This window comes from Embleya scabrispora DSM 41855 (genome assembly GCF_000372745.1).
In the GTDB taxonomy this organism is placed as follows: domain Bacteria; phylum Actinomycetota; class Actinomycetes; order Streptomycetales; family Streptomycetaceae; genus Embleya; species Embleya scabrispora.
This window is the reverse complement of sequence record NZ_KB889679.1, coordinates 20,941-32,977: the sequence shown is the minus strand read 5'-3', so window position 1 is coordinate 32,977 and position 12,037 is coordinate 20,941. Positions and strand designations below refer to the sequence as shown.

Here is a 12,037-nt window from a genome sequence, read left to right as displayed (position 1 = left end):
ACGCAGAGCAAGGTCGCGAATCTCATGGGTGACCAGCGCCTTTGCCGGCGGACACAGGATTCGGTCAAGCATTCGGCACGGGAAGGTGCGATTCCGCTCGGGTGATCTTTGTGTGCAAGAGGCCACGCGCCGCGATGATCAAGCCTTCGGGCCCGGTGGAATCACTGGCCATGCCATGCCTCAGGGGTGATCATGGGATTCCAGAGCGCACTTCCTATGAGGAGGCACGTGTGGCCGAGACTCTGAAGAAGGGCAGCCGGGTGACCGGTGCCGCGCGCGAGCAGCTCGCGGCTGACCTCAAGAAGAAGTACGACTCCGGTGCCAGCATCCGCGCCCTCGCGGAGGAGACGGGCCGTTCATACGGCTTCGTGCACCGGATGCTCAGCGAGTCCGGGGTGACCCTCCGAGGCAGGGGTGGGGCAACGCGGGGCAAGGCCAAGACCGCCGCGTCGTCCTCGGCCTGAGGTCGAGCTCCAAAGGATCGGCAACACCGTACCGTCCGCCGAACGACCATGTGACCGACCGGTAACGTCGGGCGCGTGGTCGTTCGACGGAAGCGACCCGAACACGGGAGGGACCGTGGACGTGGTGGCGAATCAGCTCGACAGTACGAACAGCAACGGCGGCACGGACAACAACGGCGGCGAGGTCGGCAGCACCGACCACGCGGCACGGCAGGACCTTTCGGTCGTGATCGAAGGTTCGTTCGCGGTGGTGACCCTCACCAACCCCGACCGGCGCAACGCGCAGACTCCCGCGCTCTGGCGCGCGCTCGCCGCAGTCGGTCGCGACCTGCCCGGTGACGTCCGGGCCGTGTTGTTGCGCGCGGAGGGCGCTTCCTTCTCCGCGGGCCTGGATCGGCGGATGTTCCCCGGTGGAGGGGGCATCGCGGGAGAGTCGGATCTCGTCACCTTGGCCGGGGCGAGCGACGACGAACTCGACGCGACCATCGCCTCGTTCCAGGAGGCGTTCACCTGGTGGCGTCGTCCCGACCTGCTCACCGTCGCCGCCGTGCAGGGGCATGCGGTGGGCGCCGGGTTCCAGTTGGCGCTGGCCTGCGATCTGCGGGTGTGTGCCGACGACGCGCGGTTCTCGATGCGCGAGACCGCGCTCGGTCTGGTCCCGGACCTGGCCGGGACCAAGCCGTTGGTCGACCTCGTGGGTTATGCCCGCGCGCTGGAGATCTGCGTCACCGGGCGTTGGGTCGGCGCCCAGGAGGCGGTGTCGATGGGACTGGCCACGCTGACGGTGCCGCGCGAGGACCTCGACGGTGCCGCGCGCGACCTGCTGGCCGCGCTCCTGGCCGCGCCGCGCGACGCGGTGATCGAGACGAAGGCCCTGCTCGCGGGGGCTTCGGCGCGCACGTACGACGAACAGCGCGCCGCCGAACGCGCGGCCCAGGCCCGCCGACTGCGCGACCTCGCCGGGACGGGTGAGTAGGGGATACCGGCGAGACCTCCGTCACACATCGCGCCGCCGCCCGCGCTCGAAACCCGGGTCGGGCCCGGGACTATGCGGGCCCGTGCCGGTGTTCCTGTACACGAAGTGCTGAGGTTGACTCAGGATTTTGTTGTAATCACTCGAGTTGTGATCACTCGATATGTACGGGGAGCGAGGCGTATGAGTGGCGGCGGCCCGATGGGCATGAATCTGCGGTCCTACACGCGTGACGCGTCGGTGGTCGAGCGCAAGCTCGCCCCCGGCACGGTCCGACGGGTGGGCGAGTTCGCGAGACCTTTCGCGCGGCAGATCACCGCGTATTTGATTTTGGTCGTGATCGGCGCGGTGTTGACCATCGTGCCGCCGCTGCTCGCGCAGCGGATCGTGGACGAGGGGGTGCTCGAGGGCGACGGTCACCTGGTGACCGTGCTCGCGATGGTGGTGGCGGGCATCGCGCTGCTCTCCGCCGGGTTCGGCCTGGCCGAGCGGTGGTATTCGGCGCGGATCGGCGAGGGTTCGATCTACGAACTGCGCAGCCGGGTGTTCGCGCACGTGCAGCGACAGCCGATCGCGTTCTTCACCCGAACCCAGACCGGCGCGTTGATCTCGCGGCTGAACAACGACGTGCTCTCCGCGCAGCGCGCGTTCACCTCGACCCTGGCCGGCGTGGTGTCCAATCTGGTGAGCCTGGTGCTGGTGGCGGGCACGATGTTCTACCTGGCCTGGCAGATCACCCTGGTCTCGCTGATCCTGCTTCCGCTGTTCCTGCTGCCGGCCAAGTGGATCGGTCGCCGGTTGCAGACCATGACGCGCGAGCAGATGCAGTTGAACGCCGAGATGTCGACCGTGATGACCGAGCGGTTCAATGTCTCCGGCGCGATGCTGGCGAAGATCTTCGGCCGGCCCGAGGAGGAGGACGCGCTGTTCTCCGGGCGGGCCGCCCGGGTGCGCGACATCGGCATCCGGATCGCGCTGGTGAACCGGGTGTTCGCCACCGCGCTGACCCTGGTCGCCTCGCTGGCGACCGCGCTGGTGTACCTGATCGGCGGGCATCTGGCGGTGGACGGACGGCTGACCGTGGGCACGCTGGTCGCGCTCACCGTGCTGCTGGGTCGGCTGTACGGGCCGCTGACCGCGTTGGCGAACGTGCGGGTGGACGTGATGACCGCGCTGGTCAGCTTCGAGCGGGTCTTCGAGGTGTTCGACCTGCCCGCGCTGATCGCCGACAAGCCGGGAGCCGAGCCGCTGCCGGCGGATGCGGCCACCGTCGAGTTCGACGGCGTCTCCTTCGCCTACCCCGGAGCGGACCAGGTCTCGCTGGCCTCGTTGGAGAGTGTCGCGGTGCTCGATCGGCGCCGCTCCGAACCGGTCCTGCGGGACGTGTCCTTCCGGGCCGAACCCGGTCGGGTGGTGGCCCTGGTGGGGCCCTCGGGGGCGGGCAAGACGACGATCACCTCGCTGGTCGGCCGGCTCTACGACGCGAGCGAGGGGTCGGTGCGGATCGGCGGCCACGACGTGCGCGACGTCACGCTGGACTCGCTGCGGGACGCCGTCGGCGTGGTCACCCAGGACTCGCACATGTTCCACGACACGATCCGGGGCAACCTGCTCTACGCCAAGCCGGACGCGAGCGAAGAGGAACTGTGGGCCGCGCTGCGCGGGGCGAACATCGGTGATCTGGTGGCCGAGTTGCCGGACCGGCTGGAGACCGTGGTCGGCGAACGCGGACACCGCCTGTCCGGCGGCGAGAAGCAACGGCTGGCGATCGCCCGACTGCTGCTCAAGTCACCGCGCGTGGTGGTGCTCGACGAGGCGACCGCGCACCTGGACTCCGAGTCCGAGGCGGCGGTGCAACAGGCGCTGGCCACCGCGCTCGAGGGCCGCACCGCGCTGGTGATCGCCCACCGGCTGTCCACCGTGCGCGACGCCGACCTGATCCTGGTGGTGGACGGCGGCGGCATCGTGGAGCGCGGCACACACGCCGAGTTGCTCGTCCGAAACGGACTGTACGCGGACCTGTACCACCGTCAGTTCCGGGACCGGGAAGAGGAGACGACCGATTCCGAGGTGCTGGCCGTGTGAGCGCGCGTCGGCCGCCCGCAGTGCGAGACGGCGGGTAGTGTGGTGATATTCCAAGTGGTTGGCAAGAGGGGCTTCTACGTGCGTGTTCTCGTCGCCGGCGGCGGCATAGGTGGACTGGCTGTGGCACTGAGCCTGTACGACGCGGGCATCACCGAAGTGACGGTGATCGACGCGGCACTGAGAATCCGGCCCCTCGGGCTGGGGATCAGCCTCCTGCCCCACGCGGTGCGCGAACTCGCCGAACTCGACCTCTACCACCCGATCGCCAACCTGGGCGTGCCGCTGTCCGGCGTGGCCTATCCGGACCGGGCGGCCACGCGCGTGGTACTCGCACCGCGCGGCCAGCGGGCCGGCTTCCTGTGGCCGCATCTGTCCGTGCACCGCGGCGAGTTGCAGGTCGCCCTGCTGCGCGCGGTCTACCAGCGGCTGGGCCGCTCGGCGGTGCGCACCGGGTCACGGCTGACCGGCTTCGACCAGGACCAGCACGGCGTGACCGCGTACTTCGTCGACGGCGAGGAGCGGCCCTGGCAGGAGCGGGCCGACGTGCTGATCGGGGCGGACGGGATCAACTCGGCGACCCGCGCGACGCTGTTGCCGGACGAGGGCCTGCCGGTCGCGCAGCCGCGCATCCTGATGCGCGGCACCACCCGCTGTGTGCCGTTCGCCGACGGTCACACGATGATCATGACCGCGCACGGCGAGGCGCGGTTCATGGCGCACCCGATCAAGCCGATCGACCCGCGGGACGGAACCACGCTCACCAACTGGCTCGCGGAGCTGCCCGATCGGCAATCGGCCGGCGAACTCGGCGACACCGGCTGGAACGGCCCCGCGGACCTGCGTCGGCTCACCCGGGTCTTCCGCGGCTGGAGCATCGCGGGCGCGGACATCGGCGCGATGGTCAAGACGCCGACCGAGGCGTCGGGCTATCCGCTGGTGACCCGACCGCCGCTGGACCAGTGGTCGTTCGGCCGGGTCACCCTGCTCGGCGACGCGGCCCACCCGATGTATCCCTACGTGCTGGGCGGCGCGTCCGAGTCGATCGTCGACGCGCGGGTGCTGGCCCGTTCGTTGGCCTCGTACCAGGATCCGGTCGAGGCCCTGGAGGCGTACGAGCGGGCCCGACTGCCGCTGAACAAGTGGCTGCAACTGATCGGGCACGGACGTGTGCCGCGCGCCGCCGACGCGAGCGGACCGCTGACCGCCACCGAGGAGATCGGCGGCATCATCGGCGCCTACGGCCACCTGCCCGGACACGATCCGGCCGGGCTGAACGAGCGGCCCTCGTACAGCCTCGCCCACGCCTGACCCGGGCCCGGTCCGGCACGCGGGCGGCGGGAACCGGGCTCACACTCCCGCGTCGGTGACCAGGACGTGCACCACCACACGCTTGTGCCCGGTCTGCCGGCGCACCTCGGCGGTGACCGCCGCGCGCACCTCGCGGGCCACGTCCAGCACCCGGCGGTCCGCCGCCGCGCGAAACTGCACGTCCACGTGCAGGACTTCGTCGAGCACGCGGGTGGTCACCCCCGGGACCCGGCCCGGGATCAGACCGCCCGAGATCTGCGCGACCGCGTCGAGCAGACCCGGTTGCAGGTCCACCACGCCCGGCACGGCCAGCGCCGCGCTGCCGGCGGTGGTCCGGGCCAGGACGGACGTCTCGCGCGAGATGCGCGTCGCGGGCTGCCTCATCGGTTCGCCTCCCGATTTCCGGCGGCCGGTTCCAGGCCCACCACGTCCACGTCCACCTTCGCCACTTCCAACCCCAGTCGTTCGCTCGCGGCGCGGCGCACCCGCTCGCGCAGCCGATCGGCGAGCGCGTGGATCGGCTCGCCATAGGGCACGCCGACCGACAACCGCACGGTGACCGGTCCCGGCACCGCCGCGCCGGCCCGGTTCTCGTACGGCCGGATCCGGCAACTGCGGGCCTGCACACCGGGTTCGGCGTCCACCGCCGCCCGCAGCGTACGCGCCGCGGCGGTCTCGGTCAGCGTCAACTGCTCGTCCGGCTCGCCCAGCGGCAGCAATCGGCCGGTGTGCAGCTCGGCCCGGACCAGCCGCATCACCCGCGTGCCCAGGTCGTCCGGCACCGGCACCGGCAACTCGGCCCACTCGCGGGTGACCTGGTCGAGCACCGAGTGGTCGCGCAGCAGCGCCTGGCATTCGGGACACGAGCGCTCATGCTCGTCCGACTCGCCCGCGGCGGCGTGTTCGAGCACCGCCTCGGGATCTCGTCCGCACGGCAGTGGATCCGAATCCGGATCGGCGCTCACCGGCTCGGCCGGCTCCGCCGAGGCGTGCCGGGTCGTCGCGAGCAGTTCCGCCGCGGAGGGCAGCCGCAGCGCGTCGGGCGCGTCGCCCGCCTCGTTCGTCATGTCCACGGCCGCATCGCCTCCGCCAGGGTCTGTCGTGCTCGGAAGATCCTGCCTCGGACCGCGTTCGACCCGATCCCCACGGCCGCCGCGATCTCGTCGTAGCTCTGCCCGTGCAACTCGCGCAGAACCCAGCAGGCCCGCTGCTCCTCGGTGAGCGTGCCCATCGCCTGCTGAAGCGCCTTGAGCGCCGCCGACCCCTCCGCCCGTCGCTCCGGATTGTCCGCCATCTGCTCTATCGCCCGATCCGGCACCTGATCGAGACCGACCGTGGGCCGTCTGGTCCGGGCGATGTTCAGCGCACGGTTGGTGACGATGCGATACATCCAGGTCAGGAACGACGATTCGGCGCGGAATCCGGGCAGCCTGCGCCACGCGCCGATGAACGCCTCCTGGACCGCGTCCTCCGCGTCCGTGGGGCGTCCCAGGATGCGCAACGCGAGCATGTAGAGGGATCGACCGTGCCGACGCATCAGTACCTCGAATGCCTCGGCGTCGCCCTCCTGAGCCCGCACCACCAGGGTGCTCTCGTCGAGCTCGGCCTCGTCGGCCATCGGCTTCCCTCCTCGTCCCGACCCGGCGACCGTACTGTGCCGGGGGGCGCAACACGAGAACCGCCACTCTCGCGGCGGGGCGCGCGTTCGGGATGCACGCCCGCAGCCGCCCGGCGGGATAGCGTCGGATTCCGCGAAACATCCTCCGATCGACGCGTGACGTTCGCCCGGTGTGTGTGTCGTACAGGTGTGGTGAACCCGGCAGGGGGCACCGATGTCAAGCGGGACCGAGTGGGGTTCCGGTCGCATGGTTCGGGCAGTCGAGGAAGGAAGTGCGCCGATGACAGACGCAACGACCCAGGGCAAGACCGGCACGCAGGCGCTCCAGAAGGACGACGAGCGTTCGCCGGGCGGTGGGGCTCGTTCCACGGAGGTCGTCAAGCTGGCCACCGAGAAGGGCCGCACGTCCATCGCGGACGGCGTGGTCGCCAAGATCGCGGGCATCGCCGCCCGGGAGATCCCGGGCGTGTACGCGCTCGGTGGGGGCGCGGCCCGAGCGTTCGGCGCGGTGCGCCAGCGCATCCCGGGGGGCAAGCCCAACGTGGCGCAGGGCGTCAGCGTCGAGGTGGGCGAGCGGCAATGTGCCGTGGATCTCAACATCGTCGTGGATTACGGCGTGCCCATCGCCGAATTGGCCCAGGCGGTCCGCGAGAATGTGATCGACTCCGTCGAGCGGATGACCGCGCTCGAAGTGGTCGAGGTCAACATCGCGGTGGACGACATCCACATCGAGTACGACGGAGACGACTCCAAGGAGCGCCAGCTTCAGTGACGGCCGGGCCCGGCGACGACGCGCGGCGACAACTGCTGCGCGAGTACCGGGAATTCATCCGCGCGAGCCATCCCGATCGTGGGGGTGACCCGGAGGAATTCGTCGCCGGCCTGGAGCGGTACAGAGCGCTGATCGACGCGGCCGGGCCACCGGCGCCGGTTCGCTCGGGGGCCGCGGCGGAGACCACGGTCTACCGCCGCGGCCGGTTGCCGGGTCGGCTCTGGCGGCAGTTGACGGAGCGGCATCGACGGCGCCAAAACCCGCGCGTCGAGTAGCGGGCGGGGTGCCAGGCGGCTCGGCGCAACCCGTGCGGTCCTTCGGCACCCGACCCGACGGGGTCGACGACAACCGTCGACAACAACCAATGGTCGGTTCAGTGAGGAGTCGTTCGCCAATGACTACACCCATGGTCGGCCTGCTGGTCGGCATGGCCCTCGGCCTGGCCGCCGCGATCGGCGGGTTCGGGGCCTTTCTCCTGGTCGCCGCGCTCGGGGTGGTCGGCTTCCTGGTCGGCCGCTTCCTGGACGGCGACCTCGACCTCGGCGAGCTGTTCAGCTCGCGCAACCGGCGGCGCTGATGCGAGCGGTACCGGCGGAGGGCCTGGCGCCGGCCGCGGATCGCGGAGTACTGCAGATCGGCGGGCGCGTGGTGGAGAAGATCGCCGCCCGCGCGGCGCGTGAGGCCACCACCGAGGCCGCGCCGGACACCGTGCTGCGCGCCCCGCGCGCGGGCGCCACCATGCATCACGACCATGCGACGGTCGATCTCGACGTGGACGTGCCCTATCCCGGGCCCGTGGTGAAGATCGTCCGGACGATTCGGCAGCGGGTGCGCGCCGACGTGGAGTACCTGACCGGGATGCCGGTGGTGCGGGTGGACGTGACGGTCGGCCGGTTGACCCGTGGGGGGCACGGCAAGAGGAGAGTGGAGTGAGCCTGGAGGCTGCACCGGAGGTGCTCTCGGGTGCCTCGCCGGCCGACACGTCGGCGGGGGCGACCGACGACTGGGGCGACGGTGCCAAGGTGCGCCGGGCCTGGTCGACACGCGGCCTCCCGGCCGGACTGGTCGCCTTGCTCGTGTGCGGAGTCACCGGCACCGCGCTGTACATCGGGGTGACGGCCCGGATCGATCGGGCCCCGCGCTGGTCGCGCGATCTGCTCGAGCGTGCCCAGACGCACGTGTGGCGGGACAACTGGACCATCGTCGCCGGGCTGATCGCCGCGGTGCTGGGCCTGTGGCTGATCGTGCTCGCGGTCACCCCGGGCCGGCGCAGCCTGCTGCGGCTGCGTTCGCCCGGCGACGCGATGACCGTCTACATGACCCGGCGTACCGCCGCCTCGTTCCTGCGGCACACCGCGCTGGCTTCCTCGGGCGTATTGGACGCGCGGGTGCGGATGGGCCGACGCAAGGCGGTGCTGCGGGTGGACTACCACTTCCGCGACCCGGACGACCTGCACGACGAGCTGATCGAACGACTCGAGGAACGCGCGAACGCGCTCACGCTGGCCCGGGTGCCTCGCGTGGATCTGCGTCTTCAGCCCGTGAGCGGGAGGTGAGGCGGGCATGCGTACAGTCTGCAACCGGATCCTGTTGTTCCTCGTCGGACTGGGGCTGATCGGCGGCGGCCTGGGGCTCGCCGCGCGCGGCCGAGGCTGGTATCCCGATCTGGTGCACACGGCGGACAAGCCGTTCATCACCACGAGTCAGGCCGAGCGGCTGACCGACCACGGCTGGTGGTGGTGGGTCGCCTTCGGCGTGCCGGGACTGATTCTGCTGCTCGCCCTGTGGTGGCTGTTCGCGCAGTTCGGCCGGCGGCCGGTGCGGTCGCTGCGGGTCCGCGACACCACCGCGGGTGCCGGCGACGGTCCGTCCGGGCTGGGCACCGGCTTCGGCATGGTGGGCGACGAGGCGGACACGCTGACCGTGGCCGGCAACGCGCTCGCCGACGCGATCGAGGACGACCTGTCCTACGTGGACGGCATCGAACACGCCTCGGCGCATCTGGTCCGCCATCGGCACGGCCCGACGCTGCGCGTCCTGGTCCGGGCCGAACCCGGCGCCGAACCACGCACGTTGCTGAGCGCGGTGCGCGATCGGGTGCTGCCCAACGCGCGCGAGGCGGTGGGCCTGCCCACGCTGCCCACGGTGCTGAACCTGCGAACCAGCCGGGGCCTGCCCAAGCGGCACCTGGACTAGGCCCCTGGGCCCGGGACGTGTCCCGGGCCCGTCCGCTCGGGTTCCGGGCCCGGCGGGGTCACAACGAACGGGCCAGGCCGCCGTCGATCGGGATCATCACGCCGCTCAGGTAGGACGCGGCCGGGGACAGGGTGAACGCGGCCACTCGGCCGAACTCCTCCGGGGTGCCGTAGCGGGCCAGCGGGATGGACTGGGCCTGATGGGCCCGGGCCGCCTCGGCGTCACCGCTCAGCGCGTCCAACTCGCGTACCCGGTCGGTGTCGATCCGGCCGGGCAGCAGCCCGAACACCCGGATGCCGCGCGGGCCCAGTTCGTCGGCCAGCGTCTTGGCCACCATCGCCAGGCCCGGGCGCAGGCCGTTGGAGACGCCGAGCCCGGCGATCGGCTGGCGCACCGACGAGGACAACACGAAGCCGATCGAACCCCCGTTGCCCAGCGCCGAGGCGGTCGCCCGGGCGAGTCGGACCGCGCCCAGGAACACCGACTCGAACGCGTCCCGCCACTGGTCGTCCTCGACCGCGGTGATCGCGCCGGCGGGCGGGCCGCCGACGCTCACGAGCGCACCGTCGAGCCGCTCGAACCTGGCCAGCGCCGCGGCGACCAGCCGCTCGGCGGTACCGCTCTCGCCGTTGTCGGCGGCGATCCCGAGCGCCTGTTCGGGTCCGCCCAGTGCGGTGACGGCCTCCGCCGCGCGTTTTTCGTCCCGCCCGGTGACCACAACCCGGGCGCCGTCGTCCACCAGCGCGCGGGCGGTGGCCAAGCCGAGGCCGCGGGTACCGCCGGTGACCAGATATACGCGATCGCGCAGTCCAAGATCCATGTCCCCCATCCTGCCCGCTGCCGGCCCCGGCGCGGGGTAAATGACAGGCCGTCAGGTGGGCAGGTCGCTACCCTCGGTGGCATGACCGAGCAGATCGACGTGGTGCGGGAGTGGATCCGGGCGGCCGACGACGGGGTGACCGTGCTCACCGGTGCGGGCATCTCCACCGACTCCGGCATTCCCGACTATCGGGGCCCGCAGGGCGTGTGGACCAAGGACCCGGACGCGGAGAAGCTGGTCACCTACGGTTACTACATGGGCGACGAGGACATCCGCCGCCGCTCGTGGTTGCTGCGTCGGGACAACCCCGCGCGGCTGGCCGGGCCGAACGCGGGACACACCGCGCTGGTCGCGCTGGAACGGGCCGGTCGGCTCAACGCGTTGATCACCCAGAACGTGGACGGCCTGCATCGACGGGCGGGCACCGGCCCGGAGAAGATCATCGAGCTGCACGGCACGATGTTCTACGTGGTGTGTACCGAGTGCGACGCGCGCACGACGCTGGACGCGGCGCTGGAGCGGGTGGCGATGGGCGAGGACGACCCGCGCTGCGTGCGCTGCGGCGGGATCCAGAAGACCGCGACGATCATGTTCGGTCAGGGGCTGGACCACGGCGTGCTGGAGCGGGCCGCGATCGCCGCGCAGATCGGCGACGTGTTCCTGGCCATCGGCACCTCGCTCCAGGTCGAGCCCGCCGCGTCGCTGTGCCGGGTGGCGCAGGAGGCGGGCGCCAGGCTGGTGATCGTCAACGCCGGGCAGACGCCCTACGACCGGGTCGCCGACGCGGTGATCCGCGAGCCGATCGGCGAGGTGCTCCCGGAGCTGGTCAAGGGGTTGTGACGCGCTCACGCCGCGGCGCCCCGGCCCGGGGCGCCGCCGCTCAGACCTTGGCCGGTTCGTCGGACGCGGGGGCCGAGGTCTCCTGGTCCAGCGCGGCCAGTTCGGTTTCGAGCTCCTTGGCCTCGCTGCGCACCAGCTTGACGAACATCGCCACCAGGGCGAACGCGAAGATCCACCACTGCACCGCGTAGGCCAGGTGCGGGCCCAGGTCCTCGTCGTCCGGCTCCGGGATCAGCGCCGGCGCCTTCGCGGCCATCGGGGTCTGCTCGGTGAGTTCGACATAGCCGCCGAAGATCGGGTGCGGCAGCTTCGCGGCCAGCTCGAAGCCGGAGATCCGCATCACCAGACCGTCGGGCAGCGCGAGATCACGGATGCCGGAGTCCTTGCGGGTCTCGTCCGGACGCAGCCGGCCGGTCACCGTGACCTGACCGCTCGGCGCCGGCGGCACCTCGGGCCGGTCGGTGGCGGTGGGCGGGTTCTTCACCCAGCCCCGATCGACCAGGAGCGCCCGGCCGTCGGCGGTGATCAGCGGGGTGACCACGTAGAAGCCGGGCACGCCGTCCTGCGACCGATTGCGCGCGAGCATCTCGTGTTCGGTGTCGTACCTGCCGGTCACGGTGACCCGGCGCCACTGGAGATCGCCGGGCAACTTGCGGCCCACGGCGAGGACATCCTGCGCGGGCACCGGCTTGCGCTCGATGTTGGCACTGATCAGGTCGTTGTGCGCGACCTTGTGCTCGTGCCGGTGGAACTGCCAGAAGCCGAGCTCGACCATGATCGGGACCAGCACGAGGACGAGCAGCGCCATCGCGATCCAGCGCGGGGTCAGCAGGAAGCGGTACACCCGAGCACGGTACCCCTCGCCGTGCCCGGTGCGTCCCGCCGGGTGCGTGCCGGCGGCACCCGCGGCCGGTCGCACACGCTGCGGCGTCTCGTCGCTTCGCGGCCGGCGCGGGCGCCG

The 12,037-nt window shown here is 71.5% G+C and carries 16 protein-coding genes; 11 read left to right on the top strand and 5 right to left on the bottom strand.

Annotation, left to right across the window (positions count from 1 at the left end; genetic code table 11):
* Positions 1 to 230: 230 nt before the first annotated feature.
* The 4 genes from A3IC_RS0128795 (at position 231) to A3IC_RS0128780 (ending at position 4,830) form a co-directional block, all read left to right on the top strand.
* On the top strand, positions 231 to 464 hold the full coding sequence (locus A3IC_RS0128795) for a helix-turn-helix domain-containing protein (RefSeq protein WP_020553538.1): 234 nt from the start codon (positions 231 to 233) through the stop codon (positions 462 to 464).
* Between the two features lie 226 nt (positions 465 to 690).
* Positions 691 to 1,440, top strand: coding sequence for an enoyl-CoA hydratase/isomerase family protein (locus A3IC_RS0128790; protein ID WP_026218865.1), 750 nt, complete (start codon positions 691 to 693; stop codon positions 1,438 to 1,440).
* 180 nt (positions 1,441 to 1,620) lie between these two features.
* Positions 1,621 to 3,522 (top strand): ABC transporter ATP-binding protein, encoded by a 1,902-nt coding sequence (locus A3IC_RS0128785; protein ID WP_020553536.1) that lies wholly within the window; start codon positions 1,621 to 1,623, stop codon positions 3,520 to 3,522.
* 54 nt (positions 3,523 to 3,576) lie between these two features.
* Entirely contained in the window at positions 3,577 to 4,830 is a 1,254-nt protein-coding gene (locus A3IC_RS0128780) for an FAD-dependent monooxygenase (RefSeq protein ID WP_205353887.1), read from the top strand.
* A gap of 39 nt (positions 4,831 to 4,869) precedes the next feature.
* Here A3IC_RS0128780 and A3IC_RS0128775 read toward each other — a convergent pair whose 3' ends face one another.
* Genes A3IC_RS0128775 through A3IC_RS0128765 form a run of 3 tightly spaced genes read right to left on the bottom strand, consistent with a single transcriptional unit; the run spans position 4,870 to position 6,448 of the window.
* Positions 4,870 to 5,214 carry an Asp23/Gls24 family envelope stress response protein gene (locus tag A3IC_RS0128775; protein ID WP_020553534.1) on the bottom strand — a complete coding sequence of 115 codons (345 nt, stop codon included), beginning with the start codon at positions 5,212 to 5,214 and terminating at the stop codon, positions 4,870 to 4,872.
* A complete protein-coding gene (locus A3IC_RS57105) occupies positions 5,211 to 5,903 on the bottom strand; it encodes an Asp23/Gls24 family envelope stress response protein (RefSeq protein ID WP_020553533.1) in 693 nt (230 codons plus the stop codon). Before A3IC_RS57105 ends, A3IC_RS0128775 begins: the two co-directional genes overlap by 4 nt.
* Positions 5,894 to 6,448, bottom strand: a complete 555-nt coding sequence (locus A3IC_RS0128765) for an RNA polymerase sigma factor (RefSeq protein WP_020553532.1) — start codon at positions 6,446 to 6,448, stop codon at positions 5,894 to 5,896. The genes A3IC_RS57105 and A3IC_RS0128765 overlap by 10 nt, the downstream gene beginning before the upstream one ends.
* Positions 6,449 to 6,728: 280 nt before the next feature.
* Here A3IC_RS0128765 and A3IC_RS0128760 point away from each other — a divergent pair, with 280 nt between their 5' ends.
* The 6 genes from A3IC_RS0128760 to A3IC_RS0128735 all read left to right on the top strand — a co-directional run bounded on the left by A3IC_RS0128760 (position 6,729) and on the right by A3IC_RS0128735 (position 9,416).
* Positions 6,729 to 7,220 (top strand): Asp23/Gls24 family envelope stress response protein, encoded by a 492-nt coding sequence (locus tag A3IC_RS0128760; protein WP_020553531.1) that lies wholly within the window; start codon positions 6,729 to 6,731, stop codon positions 7,218 to 7,220.
* Complete coding sequence (locus A3IC_RS0128755; RefSeq protein ID WP_020553530.1) at positions 7,217 to 7,495, top strand: hypothetical protein; 279 nt, start codon at positions 7,217 to 7,219, stop codon at positions 7,493 to 7,495. The genes A3IC_RS0128760 and A3IC_RS0128755 overlap by 4 nt, the downstream gene beginning before the upstream one ends.
* 119 nt (positions 7,496 to 7,614) lie before the next feature.
* Positions 7,615 to 7,797, top strand: a complete 183-nt coding sequence (locus A3IC_RS0128750; RefSeq protein WP_026218863.1) for a hypothetical protein — start codon at positions 7,615 to 7,617, stop codon at positions 7,795 to 7,797.
* Positions 7,797 to 8,153: an Asp23/Gls24 family envelope stress response protein gene (locus A3IC_RS57100; protein WP_020553528.1), complete on the top strand. Its 357-nt coding sequence runs from the start codon at positions 7,797 to 7,799 to the stop codon at positions 8,151 to 8,153. Before A3IC_RS0128750 ends, A3IC_RS57100 begins: the two co-directional genes overlap by 1 nt.
* Positions 8,150 to 8,776 (top strand): DUF6286 domain-containing protein, encoded by a 627-nt coding sequence (locus A3IC_RS57095; protein ID WP_020553527.1) that lies wholly within the window; start codon positions 8,150 to 8,152, stop codon positions 8,774 to 8,776. Before A3IC_RS57100 ends, A3IC_RS57095 begins: the two co-directional genes overlap by 4 nt.
* Positions 8,777 to 8,783: 7 nt before the next feature.
* Positions 8,784 to 9,416, top strand: coding sequence for a hypothetical protein (locus A3IC_RS0128735; protein WP_020553526.1), 633 nt, complete (start codon positions 8,784 to 8,786; stop codon positions 9,414 to 9,416).
* Between the two features lie 58 nt (positions 9,417 to 9,474).
* Here A3IC_RS0128735 and A3IC_RS0128730 read toward each other — a convergent pair whose 3' ends face one another.
* A complete protein-coding gene (locus tag A3IC_RS0128730) occupies positions 9,475 to 10,236 on the bottom strand; it encodes an SDR family oxidoreductase (protein WP_020553525.1) in 762 nt (253 codons plus the stop codon).
* A gap of 81 nt (positions 10,237 to 10,317) precedes the next feature.
* On the opposite strand from A3IC_RS0128730, the gene A3IC_RS0128725 reads away from it, so the two are divergent.
* Entirely contained in the window at positions 10,318 to 11,076 is a 759-nt protein-coding gene (locus tag A3IC_RS0128725; RefSeq protein WP_020553524.1) for an SIR2 family NAD-dependent protein deacylase, read from the top strand.
* A 40-nt stretch (positions 11,077 to 11,116) separates the two neighbouring features.
* On the opposite strand, the gene A3IC_RS0128720 is transcribed toward A3IC_RS0128725, so the two are convergent.
* Complete coding sequence (locus A3IC_RS0128720) at positions 11,117 to 11,920, bottom strand: SURF1 family cytochrome oxidase biogenesis protein (protein WP_026218861.1); 804 nt, start codon at positions 11,918 to 11,920, stop codon at positions 11,117 to 11,119.
* Positions 11,921 to 12,037: the final 117 nt, after the last annotated feature.

Excerpts from the sequence above, each read along its gene's own strand:
- A3IC_RS0128785 (WP_020553536.1), top strand. The coding sequence starts at position 1,621 with ATGAGTGGCGGCGGCCCGATGGGCATGAATCTGCGGTCCTACACGCGT.
- A3IC_RS57100 (WP_020553528.1), top strand. The coding sequence starts at position 7,797 with ATGCGAGCGGTACCGGCGGAGGGCCTGGCGCCGGCCGCGGATCGCGGA.
- A3IC_RS0128750 (WP_026218863.1), top strand. The coding sequence starts at position 7,615 with ATGACTACACCCATGGTCGGCCTGCTGGTCGGCATGGCCCTCGGCCTG.
- A3IC_RS0128765 (WP_020553532.1), bottom strand. The coding sequence starts at position 6,448 with ATGGCCGACGAGGCCGAGCTCGACGAGAGCACCCTGGTGGTGCGGGCT.
- A3IC_RS0128730 (WP_020553525.1), bottom strand. The coding sequence starts at position 10,236 with ATGGATCTTGGACTGCGCGATCGCGTATATCTGGTCACCGGCGGTACC.
- A3IC_RS0128775 (WP_020553534.1), bottom strand. The coding sequence starts at position 5,214 with ATGAGGCAGCCCGCGACGCGCATCTCGCGCGAGACGTCCGTCCTGGCC.
- A3IC_RS0128760 (WP_020553531.1), top strand. The coding sequence starts at position 6,729 with ATGACAGACGCAACGACCCAGGGCAAGACCGGCACGCAGGCGCTCCAG.
- A3IC_RS0128735 (WP_020553526.1), top strand. The coding sequence starts at position 8,784 with ATGCGTACAGTCTGCAACCGGATCCTGTTGTTCCTCGTCGGACTGGGG.
- A3IC_RS0128725 (WP_020553524.1), top strand. The coding sequence starts at position 10,318 with ATGACCGAGCAGATCGACGTGGTGCGGGAGTGGATCCGGGCGGCCGAC.